The organism is Parapedobacter sp. 2B3 (assembly GCF_041925275.1).
Lineage (GTDB): Bacteria > Bacteroidota > Bacteroidia > Sphingobacteriales > Sphingobacteriaceae > Parapedobacter > Parapedobacter pyrenivorans_A.
Genome location: NZ_JBHEUZ010000002.1, coordinates 161,758 through 180,384, shown reverse-complemented (window position 1 = coordinate 180,384; position 18,627 = coordinate 161,758). Strand labels below are relative to the sequence as shown.

Sequence of the window (18,627 nt, the reverse complement as noted above, 5' to 3'; positions counted from 1 at the left end):
CCATGAACACACGTTATCACATCACCGCACTCTTGGTACTATTTGCCTGCCATCTTGCCGTAGGCCAATCCGAACTTGCCGTCCGCGGCTTTTGCATCGCAGCGCCGAGCCCGGAGCGGTTAAACGACTTTGTTAGATTCATCGACGAGGAGCTGGCGCCGCGGGGCATCAATACCCTGGTGCTCCGGGTAGACCACAATTATGCATTCGAGAGCCGGCCCGAACTCCGGGGTGACAACCCACTATCCCAAAGGGAAGTGAAACAATTGGTTGCCATCTGTCGGAAACACCACATACGGATTATCCCGCAGATTAACCTGTTAGGCCATCAGTCGTGGGCGGGACAAGTGGGAAAATTGCTCGAAGTCTATCCACAATTTGACGAAACACCCCACGTGCAGATGCCCGAAGCATACGCCTGGCCCAACCCCGATGGTCTGTATTGCAAAAGCTACTGCCCGCTGCATCCCGACGTGCACGAGGTGGTTTTCGACCTCGTGGATGAAATCTGCGAGGTCTTTGAGGCGGACGCTTTCCATGCGGGTATGGACGAAGTCTTTTACATTGGCCACGACAGTTGTGCACGCTGTGCCGGACACGATAAGGCCGAACTGTTTGCCAATGAAGTGAACAAGATTTCCTCCCATTTAGCGCAGCACGATCGCCAGCTTTGGATTTGGGGCGACCGCCTTATTGACGGCAAAACCACAGGCATTGGCATGTGGGAAGCCAGCATGAACAATACCCACCGTGCTGTAGACCTCATCGGCAAAGACGTGATGGTCTGCGATTGGCACTACGATCAGCCAGTGCAAACCGCGGTATACTTTGCGATGAAAGGATTTTCCGTCGTTACGTGTCCCTGGCGGAAAGGTGAGGTGGCCACCGCGCAATTACAAGATATGATTCGTTTCAAGCAGTACGCTACCGATGAGATGGCTCCGCGCTACCAAGGGATGATGCAAACGGTATGGCGCGGTGCCGGCGCATTCCTGGATGAATTTTACAGTGAAGAACCGGCCAGCGAAGAAAGTGAGGTGACGTGTTTCAAAGCACTTTTCCCGTTGCAATAAACCCGTTAAGCGCGGCCGGTTGATGTACAGAGAGATCAAATCGACAACATGATGGGTAAGATATCCGAAGAGAACGAATAGCACCCGTTTCGTGTTCAGAGTTTAAGCCGGATGGATATCCGTGTTAGTAAATATGCAAAATAAATCATGGCTGTTGCCCACAATAGCGATCCTCCAATGGCCAGCCACGGACTCTCCGCTTGTTTGTAAATAAACAGTGGAATACTGAAGCCCCAGCAGAGATAGTAAATAACATCGGGCGCGAGGTAGGTGGTCAGCGAATTTTTTCCAGCGAGGGTAAACAGGTTCGCCCATCGTCGGTACCCAAAGACATCAGCAGTGGCAAACAGCAAGGCAAACACCACCATACTGATGCCATTGCATACCATCGCCCAGCTGGGCGTTCCATAGATTTTGGAGAGAATAAACCACTCGCGCAATAGAAAACCAGCCGCTAAACATGCCAAGCCCAAGGCGGCGACGATACCGACCTGCCACCATGGAGTGCCACCATACCGATGCAACAGCAACGCACATACCAGTCCGGCCAATACCATCGAAGGCACATTACCGCCAATGACCACACCCAAGACGGGTCTCAACACATCGAAGAAGCCCAACAGCCCCAACTGGTCGGCAATGTTCAGCGCAATAAACAGTAGCCACAGCAGCATGCATGCCCATAGGCGATTCCCGACCAGGAGATAGCCAAGTGCAGCCACGAAATAGCCCCAGCCAATGAGGCCAAGGATACCCCACCAACCGGTGGTTAGCCAACGCTCGCTGCCAGCCTCCCCGGCGCGGAAGATGACCAGCAACCATGTCAGTATCGCCACGCCTAAAACTTTCAAGGCGATGACCCCATACCGCCACCTGCCGCCTTGCGAATACCGGTTCCAGATCAGGAATACAGCCACATACATGGCCAGTGCCCACCAACTACGGTCTATCCCGCTGAGCTCGGAATTAAGTTGGCCCACGTTTAGAATAAGTATCCCGATGAAGAGCAAGCTGGCGGTACGCAGGACGACGTGACGCGCAATCGCGCCATCCGACTCACCTTTTTTTCTGCGCGAGGATACGGCAAACGGCACCGCCAGGCCTACCATAAACAGGAATCCGGGAAATACCCAGTCGGCCAACCCCATGCCATCATAAGAAGCTTCGGTATGCCCCAGCCATTGGGGCACGCCGGGCATGTACAGGTCATTGACAAACAGCATGAGAAACAACGTCAGCCCACGCATCACATCCACGGAATATAGCCGGTTATTCTGCATCGCCAAACACATTTCCCTTTTTGTCACTCGCTATTACCCAGCGCAAGGCGTCGATAAAAAGCTTGTTTTGCGTCGCGTCGCCAAAGATAGCGTGTCCATGGCCCATATTGAGGTAAATCATCCGGTAGTTGGTATTCGTCCACACCACCGGCGTATCGCCTCCCGGGATGATATCCTTCAGGCCGAAGGGATAGTTTTCACGAGCTAAAGACAGCAGTACACGGACATCGCTCCGCTCGCGCGGGCTGGGTTTCCACTGGTACCATTCATTGATGGGCGCGACAAACGAGTCTGGCAGTCCCCGGGTCACCGGATGGTCATGCGTATCTACCACCAGTTTGGCTGGCATGGGTGGCCAGTTATTACGATGGAAAACACCGCCCCCTAGAAAATCCACAAACCAGGGCCAATCGGTATTGCGGTCGTTATAGGCGGCAACATGGAAGCCATACCAACCGCCACCGTTTTCCATGTACCTTTGGAAAGCTGCCCGCTGCTCGCCGCCGTGGGGAACATCATTGAGCATCATCACTAATTGGTATCCCGCCAGTTTCGCATCGTTGAGGTCGGCCATGTTGCTGGTGGTGTCAAAGACAAAACCATTGCCAATGGTTAGGTCCTTGAAAAAGCGGATGGCATCTTCCGCAAAATCCACATGGGCTGGTTCCACCTGTTTATTGTAGAATGCCAGTACCTTAAAACGTGGGAATTGGGCTAGGCAAAGGGCAGGTAACCATAGCATGCAGGCAGCCAACCAAAGGCGCCCGAGCACGAAAAGGGGATGTGTTTTCATATTAGTTCTCGTTATCATCGTGGGAGGAGGTCCAAAGGAGTGCATTTTCGAACATGCGCATAAACGCAGCCGAGCGGAAAAGACCGCCGTGGTGCCCCATCAGGAAATATACGTTACGTGCCTTCATGTGTTCGTTCGTCCATACCACCGGATGGTCGCCCATGGTGTTGTCGGAAGGGGGATCGTAGCTGGCTTCGTCGACCGCCGCCAGCACCTTTACGTTCGGACGGGGGCTTCGGTCAAATGTATACCACTCTTCGTCTGGGATGTCAAACCGAATAGGTACTCCCCGCATAACGGGGTGCGTTTGGTCTTCGACCCACACGGTACCCGTTGCTAGCGAAGCGATATAATTTTTAAACCGGATGCCCCCCATGAAATCAGCAAACCACTGCCATAGGGGGTAGCCGTCGAAATCGCCCAATAATGTGGCGTGGTGGAAGCCTATCCAGCCACCGGTACCGCTTTCGATGTAGCGCTCGAAGGCATCTTCGGCTTCCTTGGGCCACGTATAGGGCGGGAAATCAAGTTGGACGAACACATCGTAATCGGCGAGGAACGCAGTCGTTATGCCATCAGGGCGGTTGATGGTGGTTAGTTTCAAGTCCTGAACCAGCGCAAGGCTATCCAGCCACCGGAGGGCAGCGATGACGAACCCTTCATGCTGTCCGCCACGCTCGGTCAATAGGAGTATTTTCCTTTGTTGCTTGGCCTGGGCATGGATCTGTTCCGGATGGATTACGCTCCCGATTATAATAAAAAGCCCAAGGAAAACCTTGATGGCTGTTTTTAGGCATTCCGTCTGTGTGAAACAAACCGTCATTTTATAGCAATTATAATTGGGCTCACGTGGTAATCTTAACAAAGATACGCGATACATGCCAGCATAACGAGTAATAATCGCTTAACATAGGGGTACGTATCGTTCAGGCAACCACTGAATGGCCTCTTCCTTTATCGAAAGGTAATCCCGGAGCAGCATTGTATATCCGCCACGCCCGGGATTACCTTAATGAAAGAACATGAATCCGTTATTACTCAGCTCCGGCCCACAAGGGGTTCTGCACCAGCAGGTGCGCACGGCTTTTGTTGATTTCGTTCTGTGGAACGGGGTACCAGTAATATTGCTTCACCCAACGGCGGTTTTCCAGCGCTACACGCTGGTAGAATGAATCGGGATCGCCCAACGCGCGGGTGCTGGTTTCCGTAGCGCCAATGGTCATCGGCACATTGTCAAACCCGTTCATATTCATGCCGCTCATGCGTGTCATGTCGCCGTCTACACCACCCTTGTCCGGCTGGTTATCCGCTGCGGGGTCGGCAATCATCCACCGCCGCATGTCAAACCAGCGCTGCCCCTCGCCTACCAGTTCCGCACGCCGTTCCTGAACGATGGCCTTGAACTGCGCTTCCTTATTTCCGATCACACCGGTCTTCATACCGTCGGTGTCCAGTTCGGCGTAGCCCGCTATACCCGCGCGTTCCCTTACTTTGTCGATGTATTCAATGATCCTCGAATCGTTGGGGTTGAGTTCATTCAACACTTCGGCATAATATAGATAAAAGTCCGCCAGCCGGAAGAGGATGGATGGCCGTGCCCAGGAGGTATATACCGTATAGGCCGTTCCGCCTACCGTGATTGACGTACGCCCCTGCGCAATACGGCGGTGCTTGAACTTATAGAACAGGTAGCCTGCCCGCGGCCAGTTTTCGCCGCCAGCGATGCCCGACGGTTTGCCGCGTCCGAACCATTGGCGATAAACACCATTCGGGTTGTTGTGCTCATTGGCATGGATGTGCCAGCTCTTGCCATTGTAGCCTACGGCGGCATAGAACCGGGGTTCCCGGTGGGCATACATATTGAAAACATCGGCATCCGCGTGATTGGCAACGTGGGTCGGGTTGTTTACGCTAGAAAAACCGCCTTCGTTGTAACCGGCACCATGATCGTAGATCGTGAGTCCGTTGTCCATAAAGAAGGCGTCGACTGCCCCCTGTGATATGCCGATATTGGCGAAGTTGGTTGGACTCGGATATAGGTCGACCGGGTTTGAGCGGCGCTCCTGCGCATTCGGGTTGCTGTAATCATTGTAGGCCGTGGCCCAGATAATTTCATCGTTGTATTTCTGGAACACCTGGTAAACAGACTCGTGCGGGTCGACGATTTGCATGCCGGGATTTTCCGTGTCTGCCGTGTATTCTATGTGCAATTTATGGCCAAGGCCATGGGCGTAGCCGATGAACTCTTCCAGTCGTGTTTTGGCAGTTTCCCATTTTGCAGGATTGTAGTCTGGAAACAGGCGTGTCCCATCGTTATTGGTAACGGAGAGGCTTTCGGCAAACCCGCCGTTGAACAGTTTGGACGCAGCATACACCCAAAGCTTTGCCCGGAGCGCGTAAGCCGCCACCAAGGTGGGCCGCACCATTTCGCCGGTGTTATATGCCCCATTCGCACTTCTGATCGTATTCGGCAGGTTTTTGGCCGAAATGACCTCGCCCAGCAAGCCGTCGATATAATTGATTACCTCGTCCATGGGCGCACGGGCATAGTCCATGGCTTGATCCTCGGGATCAGCAAGCTCGGCTACCAGCGGTACGGGACCGTAGAGTTCGAGCAGGGTGAAATATGAGTAGGCAATGAGAAACCGGGCTTCATCCTTCATTCGGTTTATTTCATCCTCGGGAATGGCATTGTTGCCAGAACCGCTAATGGCATGGGCCCGTTGCAGGAAAATTAAGGCCTGCCGGATATACTGGTACTGCGTGGCCCAACGGTGGTAACCCGCATTGCCCGGTGTATAGCCGGACACCATGATGTTCCGGGCAAAATTACAGACCAATTCGCCCGAAATGGCAGACCAAGGATTGCTCATCGCATTGGCTGTGGATGCATTTTCGGAATATTCGATGATGCAATTGAAAATGTTGCCATGCCAGCGTTTGGTATATTGTGCATTTTCAAAGACCTCGTCGATGGTGAGGTTGTCTGCCAATTCGGAAGAGACATCCAGGTACTTTTCACAGGACGTGGCCAGCGTTGCCGCCACGGCGAGTGTACACACTAGTATTTTATTGCGTATGTTCATGGTAATCGTTCGTTAAAAAGTTACATTCAAACCAACTGTCCAAGTGGAGCTGATGGGATACCGGGCACCGGACCGTGATGTTACTTCCGGATCCCAGAATTTAACCGAATCCCACGTATACAGGTTTTCACCTTGCACGTACAACCGGATACCGTCTAGCCGGATGCGTTCAACCCAATCTGAACGGAGCGTATAGCCTAACTCCACATTTTTAAGGCGCAGGTACGATGCATCGCGGTACCACCACGTGCTCCCGCGTGTATTGTTCCCGTTGTTTGCCGTCCCCGGCCGCGGGAACAGCACATCCTGGTTATAAGGGTCTTCATAAGTCCACCGGTCCATCGCCTCTTCACGCAGGGCGGCGTCGCTGATAGACCGCTGGAAGGGGAAGAAGTTCTCCACCTTGTTCAGCAAATTGGTAGAAAACCGGCCGGCCCCTTGGAAGAAGACACCCGCGCTGAGCCCCTTCCACTCCGCAGCCAGCCCGAAACCGTACACAATGCCGGGTGTGATGCTTGAAAAGAAACCGTTGGCATAGGTTTGGTCGTAGGAGTCGATGACACCATCGCCGTTAAGGTCCTGATAACGGATATCTCCCGGCGATACGGCATAGCCCGGATCGGGGAATCCCGTTTTCAGGGCGTACGTTTGTGCACCGTTTGCCGGGTTGGTGGTAATATCAAAATCAGCTGGCGTGTACAGTCCCTCGGCAATATACATCAACGGCTGTCCGATGGATTGACCCGTATAGGCCTGATAGTCGAACAATTGCGGTATTTCATCATACTCGATGATCTTGTTTTGTGTATAGGTGTAATTTAGCCGCGCGCTGAGAGATACTTCGTTGATGCGCTGCAAGGCCGTTACATTCAGGTCTATACCCCTGTTTTGCGTACGCCCGAAATTCTGCATAGGGCTCACACGCAAGCCCCCCGCCGTCGGCAGTGTGTTGCGCCGCATCAGGATATCGTGTCGTTCGTTATAGAAGATGTCGACGGTAGCATCTATGCGGTTGTCGAAGAGGCCCACGTCTATACCGGCGTTGAATTTGTTTTCTTCTTCCCATTTCAACAGCGGGGTAGCATAATCGCTCTCGATAATCCCGGCCCCCGGACTGCCCGAGCCCTGCCCATTGTTGGATACGCCAGAGCCGCCGGTCCAACTGAAGTTGTATCCCGGTCCACCTTCATTCAGCTGCTCGCGGTACGGGAAACGGGAGAGGTCGTTGGCCAGCACATCGTTGCCTGCCTTGCCGTAGGAAAGGCGGAATTTCAGCTTATTCACGACCTGCTCCATTGGCTCCCAGAAGCCCTCATGGCTGAGCCACCAAGCAACACCCACCGACGGGAAGAACCCCCAGCGGTAGCCCGGCGCGAAATTTTCACTACCCGTCATCCCCATACTAGCCTCCAGCAGGTAACGCCCGTCATAACCATAGGTTCCGCGGGCAACAAAGCTCTGTTTCCGGTAGGGCAGCATTTCGATCCCGTTTCCCCTATTTTGGTATTGCTTTTCTTTCTGGTTATATAGCACCAGCCCGGTCACATCGTGCTTGTCGAACGTCCGTTTATAGTCCAACGCGGTTTCGAGATAAATATTCCGTTCGCCAGAACTACCCGCAGCACTGGGGTTGGATAGCGCTGCGCCACCCCGTATCTGACTAAAAATCAGATTACCGTCGGCATCCCGCGAGTTGGCATAGTACGATATTGCTTCTTTTGTCCTATTGGTCCGTCCCTGCGACAAGTTGTCGAAGCCGACAATGCCCCGCCAGGAAAGCCCTTTTGTAATAACTTCCAACTGCTGTGTGAGATGCACCTTGGATTGCAACGTGACTTCCTGATTTCTGCTATAGCCCATGTTGTTGAGCAGGTTGTAGGGGTTTGCGCGTTCCGCTGTGCCCACCGAACCGGCGGAGTATACCGGATGCTCGGCAAACGTTCCATCCGAATAAATCATGGGGAACATATACCTTGGCGACAGGGAGATGATGCTCCATAGTTGGTCGGCGGTTTGTATGGGCGCATTCTGCCTGACAAAATAGCCAGAAAGATCTACCGATAGCTTGGTGGTGGTGCTCAGGTCCATGTCGATGTTGGAACGTAAGTTGAACCGTTCGTAGTTCAGGTTCGCATTGTAGTTTTCAACGGTGTTGCTATTGTAAAGCCCATCTTCCGTGTAGTAGGCCCCTGAAGCAAAAAACCGGACGCGGTCTCCGCCACCGCGGAAATTGATCGTATAGCGCGACGTATTGGTGCGCGGTTTCAGCAGGTCGAGCCAGTTGGTATTTGGATACAGGTCGGGGTCGGCACCGGTGAGGTACTTTTCGAGTGTCGCATCATCGTATGTTGGAAGCCAACCGGTGAGCGGATTTCCGGCTTCGTTCCAGCTTGCCTCGTTATAAAGGTTCAGCGTACGGTAGGAATCCAACGAGTGGGGCAAACGGATCGGTGTCCGTACGGAATGCCGCAGGTCTGTCGAAACGTTGGTTTTTTGTGGTGTCCCGCGTTTGGTGGTCACCAATATAACACCGTTGGCCCCTTCAGCTCCGTAGACGGCGGTAGCCGACGCATCTTTCAATACGGAGAAGCTTTCGATGTCCTCCACCGGGATGTTACTCATATCCGCTTTACTGCGTGGTATACCGTCGATGATAATCAGGGGATTCGTACCCCCGGCAAAAGAACTGACACCGCGAATCCAGAAGTTGGAGTCATCGTATCCAGGCTCACCGGAAGGCTGTATGGCGATGATACCGGGCAGCTGCCCGGCGATGGAGTTAGACAGTCCCCTTCCGGTAACGGCGAGCTCCTTGGCGGTTACCGTGCTGATGGAAGCCACAACACTCTCTTTCTTCTGTTGGCCATAGCCGACCACCACCACTTCGTCTAGATCCTCAGCGCTCGCTATAAGCCGCATGTTGACAACCTGTTCATCGGGCTGGAGTACGTGCTGTTCCGTGACATAACCCACTGACGTAAAAACCAACGTATTTCCGGGTATGGCCTGCAGGGTATACCGCCCCCCGTTGTCCGTGTTGGTTTTTATTGCCGTACCGGCCACTGAAACCGTAACACCAGCGACAGGGTTTCCGCTCCCATCGGTTACCAAACCCGACACAGCTGCTTGCTGCGCAAGCAATCCGAACGGGAGGCAGCAGCAAAGTACCAACAGGAGTACTTTCCCGTTCCATGCGGAAACACGTACCGTTTCCACTATTTTTTGTATTTTTTTCATCGTTTTCTTAATTTATTCTGCTACACTGATGGATACGGCGGCTGGCGAGACATTGACATCTAGCGTAAAGACAAACGTCCGTTCCCCAAGGTTCCTGTTGCTCCCGCTGGCTATCATCTGGCCGTTACTTTGCCCGTTGGCCTGCTGGAGCTCAAACCGCGGCGTACCACCGTCGGGTGAGGTAGACATCCCCCCTCCATAGAGGGTCTGTACAAGGTCCAGCCCCAAAGCATTATCGAACGAACGGCTGTTCTGGTAAAAACTGATACCGACATTGCTACCCGATACGTTACTTTGGAACATGGTTTCGTTGGTTTTGAGCCTGAGCTGATAGATACCATCTCCCAGGGGCGCCATGGCAACGTTCTTTTCCGGATTCCATAAGGAAGGGTTGCTGGTCATGGACGGAATGCCCAATCGTTCCACAGGTGCCGACCCTTCCAGATTACCCACACCGCCATTTACCCAGATACCGCCGGTTTTCGTTGCCGGGTCGAAATCTGCCAGCTGGTCTCCGTCCATCGGTTCGATCCGGAAGTACTTCAAGCCCCGGTCGGCCGTAACCCGGTACTTCCCATCCATCGCCCGGAAAGTCAGCGTTCCATCGCCCTGTCGATCTAGGAAAGTCGGGTCAATCCACCAGTCGGCGATATCCAGGATGCCCCGAATTTGGATGGATTGGCTGTTCGCAAATGACTGTTCGATAACGGCGATATTGCCGGTATAATCAGGGAATGGGGTACCGGCAAACGAAGGGACCAAGAACGGTGCTGCCTGGTAGCTGCGGACATCAAACGATACCGTATAAGCCATTCCCGGTTCAACAAGATCCGTCTGGAAAGCAATGGAATCTTGATCGGAGGCGTTGGCCTTGATCACCCCACCACCAAAATAGAACGCATTTCCGTTTTCTCCGTACGCCGGCGCTTCAACCAGGGCGTTGAGTTGGGTAGACGGAAAATTTTCGGTAGCGGCATATGTATAGGGCTTGTCCGGTACAGGCTCCATACGGTAATCGCCATACGCTGTTTTCAGCGTCAGGTAGGGAAATTCCGGACGGGAAACTTGTATCGGGATGACGGTTGTCGCGTAGTTGAAGTTCCGGTTCTTGACCATTAAGTGTATTTCTGCCTCACCGCCTGCCACATCCTTGATAAAAGGCACCAGCAACTTTCCTTCATAGGTGCCGCTTTTGCTGGCAGGGATCAGCTTTTCCGAGATCAGGTCGCCATCCTGAAAAAACGACACCTTGACACTGCTTAATGGATAACTACCGTCTACGGTAACGACAACGGGGATGCTATCGCCCATATAGGCTACCTCGGCGGTTTGGTACGACAGGATGCTGGGGCTGTCTATCTGTATGTTATCCTTGCACGAATAGGCTACGATAAACACCCCAAGCATCACAAAGAGATTTCTTTTTCCTCTCATGACTTTTTATTAATCGGTTAATACTAAAAACCACACCCAGGTAAGGCCACTCGGGAAAACCCTCCTTGCGTCAACTCGGGTATGGAGTGTTAGGTCTAATAGTTTTATTCTATAGAAAATAAAGGTTCTTCATTCAATAACTCGGTTATTTAATCAACCATTTAAGCACACAAAACAGGCTTTAATTGATTTTGGACCGCATGTGGTCAAGTAGGGCATTTCTGTTTCATAATTTAATTACGGTTTAAAAGTTATCGGGTTATAATATGGATACGGTTATTGTATCCGTATTTGCAATAGTACGCCCTAATCCATTCAGGAAAGTGTAGTTATCGCTTGTTTTGGGGGTGAAAATCGTTCAGCGGATAAGCAACCATGCTGTAAATACATTACCACCTACAGGTGAGGCCAACCCCCAGCGCCATTGAATTGCCACGTACGCCGTTCAACTGTGTAAACCGGCGCCCGCCATCCGCCAGGTACAATTCGTCGATTCCCGTACCCGTCCGCATCATCCCGTACTGGACGAAAGCCAGGGGCGAAACCTTTGCATGAGGGAATAATAGCAAGGAACCGGTAAACCTGACGGCAAAGCCTTTTGCCTTATGCGTAAAACTTACCGGATGTGCAAAGGTATCGACCAGGTTCCAATCCGCTATGGCGCCGTAACGGAGCTGCGCGTACGAAATCGTGCACCCATACAGTATCGTTGGGTATCTGTAGGAGGCCGATAGGCGTATCTCCGGGCCCTCCCACTTTGTATGGTATGTGCTTTCCAAAGCCCCCCCATCCAGCAACAGGAGGTGCTGCGTATGCCGCCTGTACCCAACATACGGGACCCATGAGAACCGATGCCAGTGCAGGCGATAACCTACCAAGCCGCCATAGGACAGGGTATGCCCCCGGTTACTACTAAAGCGCATATCGAAGAGCGTTGCGGTCCGGTTATCCCCACCATAGTCAGTGTCGCGTGCTTGGCCGTTGAAAATGGCCATGTGCGAAAAGTTGGCTGCACAAACCCACCCATCCCCTATATGGCATTCGACATCCATCCATGTCTTTGCGCCGTATAGACCTTCCCAAGCCAATTCGGAGAGCACAGGAGGGTTTTGCCCCTGGGCATCGCCGGCGATGGACCAGTGCAGTTGCTCACGTGCAAGCCCTATCCCAGCCCCTACCACCAGGTTGGCCTGCTTTTCCTGTGCTTCCTGGCCATACAACTGACCTACGAGCGCGCATGCCGCCAGCACGGCGCAAACAAATCTATACATCATGTTGATACTCAATTAAGGCCGCCTCGGGCGGCCTTCCAATCGTCACGAGTTTACAGCGAACGCGTCGGTACCGTTCTGTTTCCGCCGCTCACAAATTGGTTGTTAACTATCCCTTAGCGAAATGGTTTACCAGGTGGGCAATGAAATACACCCACAACCTATCGCTTCCAGCTCACATTGTCGTAATAGATATAGCCAACGCTGCCCGAACCCCAGTAAGATTGGCTACCGCCCCTGAAGGAGTGGAAGGAGAGGGCATTGATTAGCCGCTTCGACGTATTGGTTGTCCATCGCAGGCTTTGGTTCAATACGGTTGTGCCATTGACGATATACTGTACGGATCCGTTGGCACTGGAGCCGGTATTGCTACGCACGCGGATCGTCACGTTATACCAAGTGCCTTTTGAGAGGCTACCGGACGACGGATAGGACTTACCGAAGGAATCGCCGCACTGCGAAGGCTGGTCACGGTAGTAGACGTACGGTCGGAAATATACCCTCCCGCTATCATTTTGGTACCACATAAGCCGAGCGCTACCTCCGTTTCCATCCGTTGGCCGGTCGCATCCGGTATTTCCATCCCCAATCAGGAAGCCGAATCCCAGCTTACCGCCCCGGCTCCAGTCAAACGCACTGTGAAACCGCAGTTGGTACGAAACTTCGTAACTGTCTGCCGGGGGAAGCGATACGTTGGCGGTCATCCCCGAGCCGCCGCCAATGGAATTGGCAACGAGCGTTATCCGCAGGGTCTGGTTGGAAATATACGTCCTCGATGCATTCCAGCCCCAGCCATCGCCAAAATCCTGCTGCGCCCAAGAGCTGCTGTAGGTACTCCCGTGGGGGCGGTTATTGAAATTGACCGACCTGGACGAGTAGACCGCACGGGCAACGGTCTTTGCATCCTCATCAACGAGGTAGTCGGGAACGGGCACATTGTTCTCACAGGAACTGGCCACCATGCCGAGCATAAGGAAACCTAGCCCCATGCTACGTAATACAACTTGATTTTTCATCATACTAGTTATTGGTTATTGTTAGAATTTGTTGTCGATAAACCGGTAACGGCATCCGTAAGCATGGCCATACGGGTCGATATCCCCTCCCCTTTTGTCGCCGCGCCTGCGGTGAGCAATACGCGGGCCCGCTCAAGCGCTTCTTGGCATTGCGGTATCCGGTGGTTCGCGAAGTAAGCCTCGGCCAAGTCCAGTTGTGCCGCGGCCTCCCGCGGAAATCGCGCTGTGCATGCTTCGAAAAAAGCGATTGCCGACTCGATGTCTTCTACCCGGTAAAGCAGGTTTATCCCTAGCTGGCTGAGTGATTCTAGTGAATAATCATAGGTAAGTGGTGAATCTGTTACCAACGAATCATAGTAGCTGAATACGCTATCCACGTTACGTGTAACAGCAAACCGTTCGCCCAACGCCTTAGCTAATAGCGGCCGTTCTGCTTTCAGCGAATCCCGGTGGGAAAGCCAGCGGATCAGTGTTGACGATATCGGGCGGACGTCGAAATCACCCGATATGTTGGCCACGAGGGCAACGGCCAGTTGCTTTTCCGGCACGAGCGCTATGTGCGCGGAGAATCCGCCGATATCGTGGAATTGTTCGTATACCCGGCCAGCGGTGTTCGACGCGATTTCCCATCCAAAGCCGACCGCGGCTGCCGGGCTAACCGGAAAGGACGAGAGGGTACGATCGGCCAATCGTTTAGGCAGGAACGAGGTACCATCTGCTGCCACTCCATGGTGTACTACCATATATAACCACTTCGCCAAGTCGGCTGCCGATGCATGTAAACCCATGCTGCCTGAATGCTCGCGGTTGGCCGGATACGGGCCAATGGTATCCATCGCGTAAGTCAGCCAATCGGCGATAACGTGTGGTCGTGGTACGGTATCTATAAATCCATTATTCTTAGGGAAAAACGAGTGTTCCATTCCGAGCGGCTCCAGTACATTCGTCTGCATGTAGTCTTCAAAAGGTACCCCGCTTACCTTGGCAATGATGTCTGCCAGTATATCATAGTTGTACGGTGAGCGCTTGACCCGGGTTCCCGGCACCGCAAATTCCGCGGGCTGTAGCCGGATACTGCGGGTGGTGTTTGCCAACGCCCCCTCACTGAAGTCGGGATAATCCCAAAGGTTGGCATGGGGTGGCACTCCACCTGTTTGGTTCATCAAGTGCTCGATGGTGATGCCGGCAACATCGCTATCACCCAACCGGAAGTAAGGTAAATGATTGATAACAGGGTCATCTGTGTTTAACAGCCCTTCCGCTACAAGCCGCATGACCGCCGTCACCACCATCAATTGTGAAACACCGCCGGTAAAAATGGGGGTGAACTCGGCAAGAACGGTGTCGGTGGTCGATCTCACCGATTTTTCGCCGTGGGCTTGGTAGTAAACGGAATCGCCTTTTATGGCCACTACGTATAAAGCAGGGATTGGCAGTTGACGGTGGAGACTGGCCATATAAGTCGCCAGATCGTTTACACGTTCGCTATCAAAAGGCACAGCGGTACGATCGGGGTGGCAACCCCAACCAAGACACGCCAAAATCGCATAGATACCGATTGTTCTTCTCATAACCACAGATTTATACGTATGGCAAAGTGGATTGGCCACCTTGCTTCCCGCCAGTTAGTAAAGCAAAAGTAGGTGCCCATACTTAGGGGAGGAGGGTATATATTGCTGCTTTTATGGGTAATTATCGTTCGGCAAGAAGATATGATACAAGCCTAACAAAAGCCCTTTGTCAAGTTCCAAGATTAATCCCTAACTTTGTACCTATGATTGAACTTCCCGTGATCCCGGCGAACCAATTGCAGCGCAAGCCCGATTGGTTGCGTGTGAAGCTACCGGTAGGTAAAGAGTACCGGCACGTGCGCAGTTTGGTAGACGAGCACAAGCTGCATACCATCTGCGAGAGCGGCAATTGCCCGAACATGGGCGAGTGTTGGGGGGCCGGAACGGCCACATTCATGATCCTGGGAAATATCTGTACGCGCTCCTGCTCGTTCTGTGCCGTAGCGACCGGGCGGCCGTTGGCGGTTGATTGGGATGAACCCAACCGGGTGGCCAGCTCGGTGAAGCTGATGGAAGTGAAGCATTGTGTTATCACCTCGGTAGACCGTGATGACCTCAAAGACGGTGGTTCCACGGTATGGGCAGAAACGGTGAATGCCATCCGCCGCGAAAGCCCCGATACAACATTGGAAACGCTCATCCCCGACTTCAAGGGGAATTGGGAAAACCTCGAGCGTGTGTTGGCCGTAAGGCCGGAAGTCGTTTCGCATAACCTGGAAACCGTGCGACGGCTTACGCGCGAAGTGCGCATACAAGCGAAATACGATCGTAGCCTCGAGTGCCTGCGCCGTATCTCCGCTGCCGGATTGCGCACGAAATCGGGCATCATGCTTGGCTTCGGCGAGACCGAGGCCGATGTAATCGAGGCGATGACCGATTTGTACGAAGCCGGCGTACATATACTCACCCTCGGGCAATACCTGCAGCCCACCAAAACACACCACCCCGTGGTAGAATGGATTACGCCCGATCAATTCAAGTACTACCAAGAAGTAGGGTTGCGCATGGGCTTCAAGTATGTGGAAAGCGGCCCCTTGGTGCGGTCGTCTTACCACGCCGAGAAGCATTTGTTTGATATGCAGTGAACGCTGCCCTCCGAACGCCTTATCGAGCATGGAAGAAGTATTTATGCAGACCCCGCTTGGGATGACCGCAATCAAAGGTGATGAAGACGGGATTGTCGCGGTTTCTGTATCGAAGGAGGATGCCGTCAAACCATCCCAGCATATTCCCGCTTCGTTAGTCGATGCCGTTAAACAGCTTGAAGCATATTTCGCCGGAACCCGACAGACCTTCCAACTTCGGCTGAACCCGAAAGGTACAGACTTCCAAAAAAGCGTATGGCAGGAACTCCTCAACATCCCCTACGGGAAAACGATTTCCTACCTGGAACTCTCCCGGCGTCTCGGTGATGTGAAGGCTATCCGTGCCGTGGCCGCCGCCAACGGGCAGAACCCCTTCTGGATTGTGGTGCCGTGCCACCGTGTCATCGGAAGCGATGGATCGCTCACCGGGTATGCAGGGGGGCTGTGGCGCAAAAAATGGTTGCTAGACCATGAAAATCCCTATAAACAACAGACTTTATTTTAACGACCTCCCGTTTCTCCGGGCATGAGGGCACCGCAGTATACACTATCCGAAATCCTGCCGGAAAAGGCATTCCGGAATGCTGCGTACACATGCACCGGTTGTTCTATACGACGCAGGGCGTCTATCACCAAGATTTCCGTTCCTTCTTGACGCTCAGCACCGCTTTCCCTAAAATAGCGGAATAGGTAGCCGTCGTAAAGCAGTACCACGAGCCTGTCCTCGCCCCACGCATTTCCAGATTGCTCCCAGTGGATGGTCAACCGGTTATCTTCATATGTCGCCGTGCCGTTCAGTGGGGGTGGCAGCGTACCTCGCGAAATCAGTACTTTCGCCGGATTGACGAATGGCGCATCTTCCTCATCCAGATCGATCGCATTTTTTCTGACGTACGATTGTGCCAATTGAAATGCCCCTACCCGGCTTCCGGAAGGTGCCTCCTGCTGATAACCGAATTTGACGATGTTCTGGATCGGCGAGAGAAATTTAGACACCGCTTTCATCTTTGCTTGGTTTAAAAGCTCCAATGGCGTAAAAGGCTTGATGCGACGACCTACGGAACGCATCACTTGCTGTCCGTTGAGGTTGTACCCCACAACCGTCCCTACCTTTCCCCTAAAGGGGCCATTGATACCTTGGTGCCCTATGGCCATAATATCTGCTTCTTAGTTTTTCCTAATGTTATACTATTCAAAGATAGAATAAAAAAACTAAAAATAATGTATTAATACAGCTTTGATAGAGTTATACCTTTGTTAACCCTATGTGATAGCACTATTATACCTTTGTTTAAACACTATAAATATTGAGTTAATAACGGACAAATTTCGGCTAGGATAGAAAGTTCGATGATGAAATGTCATTTGGTGCACACTAAACCAATTATATTTGCGGAATGATCCATTCGTTTATTGCCAAACTGGTCCCGGTCACCGCAATGTTGTCCTGCATTGCACAGTTGGTAATTGGGCAATATAGTATAGACAGCGCGCGTAAGCTCCGGCAACTGAAACTGGAACGGTTGGCGAACGATCCTGGTGCTCCGTTGACAGTTGAAGATATACAGCATATCCACCATTACGATCCCGACAGTACATATGTGGCTCACGGCCATGTTGAAATCCTCCTTCGAGAGCAACCCTTCCGCATGCCCACGTCCGACGGTACCAGCAAAAGCTATGTCCGCTATGCCAAAGTGCGGTTTCAATTGCAAGGCCATGAAGAAGAACTGACATTATATCGGAGCCCGGATCTATTTGCCAACCCTTTATACCGCGACCACCTGTTCCTGCCATTCACGGACGAGACCAATGGTGGGGAAACCTATGGCGGAGGTCGCTATATTGACCTGTCTTTAAACGACATCCGCAACGGCAGCATCACCATCGATTTCAATACGGCTTACAATCCCTACTGCGCATACAGCAGCGGTTACCGGTGCCCGATACCGCCGGCGGAAAATTTTCTGCCGATTGCCGTAAAGGCGGGCGAAAAGAACTACACCGGCCCGGTCCGGGAGCGCCCCCAACCGCTGATCGCACCAAAACCGCTTACCACGGCAGAACGCGAGCTGGTCCTATCGGGCGATACGGCGCGACTGATGCGTGTCATCCAGGATACGGTAGCCGCAGAAGAAGCGGTATTGAGAAAGCCTTCGGTGGATATAAGTCCCAACGAACCATTGCTCCCGCTCTTGGCCAAGCGTATGTACCTGTCCGTAACGGATTCGCTGCACCCCGGTGTGGGTATTGCCGCGCCCCAAGTAGGCATAAACCGCAACCTCATTTGGGTACAGCGCTTCGACAAACCGGGTGAACCGATGGAATTGTATCTCAACCCCAAAATCACGTGGCGCTCTAAACTGCTACGCAAAGGGCTGGAGGGCTGCCTCTCCATCCCCGACACCATGGGACAGGTACTGCGCAATTATACCATCCGACTCACCTACCAGGATAGGGAGGGCGTAGCGCATGAGGAAATGATCGAAGGCTTCACGGCGGTGATTTTCCAGCATGAGACGGACCACCTCTATGGTATCCTTTTCACCGACCGGCAGGCCGAGCAGCAGCAAGAGACTTACTACCTTATCAACGATGAAACAAGTCTTTATTTGAAGACACGGCTCCGGCGGCAGTAATTTCAGGCAGCATTTATACCTAAAGCACGCATGATTTAGGGGTTTTAAAGTCTACTAACTTAGTATACTTTTGTGCGGTTGCAATTAATGAATGATTGCATCCACAATGAAATCGTATTTTTTTTTAAAAGTTAACATCATG

Annotated in this window: 14 protein-coding genes; 4 read left to right on the top strand and 10 right to left on the bottom strand. The window is 52.6% G+C overall.

Annotated elements, in window-relative coordinates:
* The first annotated feature begins 2 nt into the window (after positions 1-2).
* Positions 3-1,073, top strand: a complete 1,071-nt coding sequence (locus ACEVG1_RS03160; protein ID WP_374742106.1) for a family 20 glycosylhydrolase — start codon at positions 3-5, stop codon at positions 1,071-1,073.
* A 95-nt stretch (positions 1,074-1,168) separates the two neighbouring features.
* Here the strand turns inward: ACEVG1_RS03160 and ACEVG1_RS03155 are convergent, their stop codons facing one another.
* The 9 genes from ACEVG1_RS03155 to ACEVG1_RS03115 form a co-directional block, all read right to left on the bottom strand.
* On the bottom strand, positions 1,169-2,353 hold the full coding sequence (locus tag ACEVG1_RS03155; protein WP_374742105.1) for a DUF5009 domain-containing protein: 1,185 nt from the start codon (positions 2,351-2,353) through the stop codon (positions 1,169-1,171).
* Entirely contained in the window at positions 2,343-3,146 is an 804-nt protein-coding gene (locus ACEVG1_RS03150; RefSeq protein ID WP_374742104.1) for a ThuA domain-containing protein, read from the bottom strand. Before ACEVG1_RS03150 ends, ACEVG1_RS03155 begins: the two co-directional genes overlap by 11 nt.
* Before the next feature lies 1 nt (position 3,147).
* Entirely contained in the window at positions 3,148-3,969 is an 822-nt protein-coding gene (locus ACEVG1_RS03145) for a ThuA domain-containing protein (protein WP_374742103.1), read from the bottom strand.
* 211 nt (positions 3,970-4,180) lie between these two features.
* Complete coding sequence (locus ACEVG1_RS03140) at positions 4,181-6,232, bottom strand: RagB/SusD family nutrient uptake outer membrane protein (RefSeq protein ID WP_374742102.1); 2,052 nt, start codon at positions 6,230-6,232, stop codon at positions 4,181-4,183.
* Positions 6,233-6,244: 12 nt separating this feature from the next.
* Positions 6,245-9,469 (bottom strand): SusC/RagA family TonB-linked outer membrane protein, encoded by a 3,225-nt coding sequence (locus ACEVG1_RS03135; protein ID WP_374742101.1) that lies wholly within the window; start codon positions 9,467-9,469, stop codon positions 6,245-6,247.
* A 12-nt stretch (positions 9,470-9,481) separates the two neighbouring features.
* Positions 9,482-10,903, bottom strand: coding sequence for a DUF5125 domain-containing protein (locus tag ACEVG1_RS03130; RefSeq protein ID WP_374742100.1), 1,422 nt, complete (start codon positions 10,901-10,903; stop codon positions 9,482-9,484).
* A gap of 389 nt (positions 10,904-11,292) precedes the next feature.
* Positions 11,293-12,177, bottom strand: a complete 885-nt coding sequence (locus tag ACEVG1_RS03125; RefSeq protein WP_374742099.1) for a hypothetical protein — start codon at positions 12,175-12,177, stop codon at positions 11,293-11,295.
* A gap of 158 nt (positions 12,178-12,335) precedes the next feature.
* The gene (locus ACEVG1_RS03120) at positions 12,336-13,193 is read right to left on the bottom strand and encodes a polysaccharide lyase (RefSeq protein WP_374742098.1); all 858 of its coding nucleotides are present in this window, start codon (positions 13,191-13,193) and stop codon (positions 12,336-12,338) included.
* 5 nt (positions 13,194-13,198) lie between these two features.
* The gene (locus tag ACEVG1_RS03115) at positions 13,199-14,761 is read right to left on the bottom strand and encodes a serine hydrolase (RefSeq protein ID WP_374742097.1); all 1,563 of its coding nucleotides are present in this window, start codon (positions 14,759-14,761) and stop codon (positions 13,199-13,201) included.
* A 203-nt stretch (positions 14,762-14,964) separates the two neighbouring features.
* Between ACEVG1_RS03115 and lipA the strand changes: the two genes are divergently transcribed.
* Both lipA and ACEVG1_RS03105 read left to right on the top strand, forming a co-directional pair.
* Positions 14,965-15,846: a lipoyl synthase gene (gene lipA / locus ACEVG1_RS03110; protein ID WP_374742096.1), complete on the top strand. Its 882-nt coding sequence runs from the start codon at positions 14,965-14,967 to the stop codon at positions 15,844-15,846.
* Between the two features lie 28 nt (positions 15,847-15,874).
* Positions 15,875-16,351: a methylated-DNA--[protein]-cysteine S-methyltransferase gene (locus tag ACEVG1_RS03105; protein WP_374742095.1), complete on the top strand. Its 477-nt coding sequence runs from the start codon at positions 15,875-15,877 to the stop codon at positions 16,349-16,351.
* On the opposite strand, the gene ACEVG1_RS03100 is transcribed toward ACEVG1_RS03105, so the two are convergent.
* Complete coding sequence (locus tag ACEVG1_RS03100; RefSeq protein ID WP_374742094.1) at positions 16,348-17,001, bottom strand: DUF6266 family protein; 654 nt, start codon at positions 16,999-17,001, stop codon at positions 16,348-16,350. The two genes, ACEVG1_RS03105 and ACEVG1_RS03100, sit on opposite strands and share 4 nt — an antisense overlap.
* Positions 17,002-17,243: 242 nt before the next feature.
* Here ACEVG1_RS03100 and ACEVG1_RS03095 point away from each other — a divergent pair, with 242 nt between their 5' ends.
* Positions 17,244-18,485 carry a DUF1684 domain-containing protein gene (locus ACEVG1_RS03095; protein ID WP_374742093.1) on the top strand — a complete coding sequence of 414 codons (1,242 nt, stop codon included), beginning with the start codon at positions 17,244-17,246 and terminating at the stop codon, positions 18,483-18,485.
* Positions 18,486-18,627 lie beyond the last annotated feature (142 nt).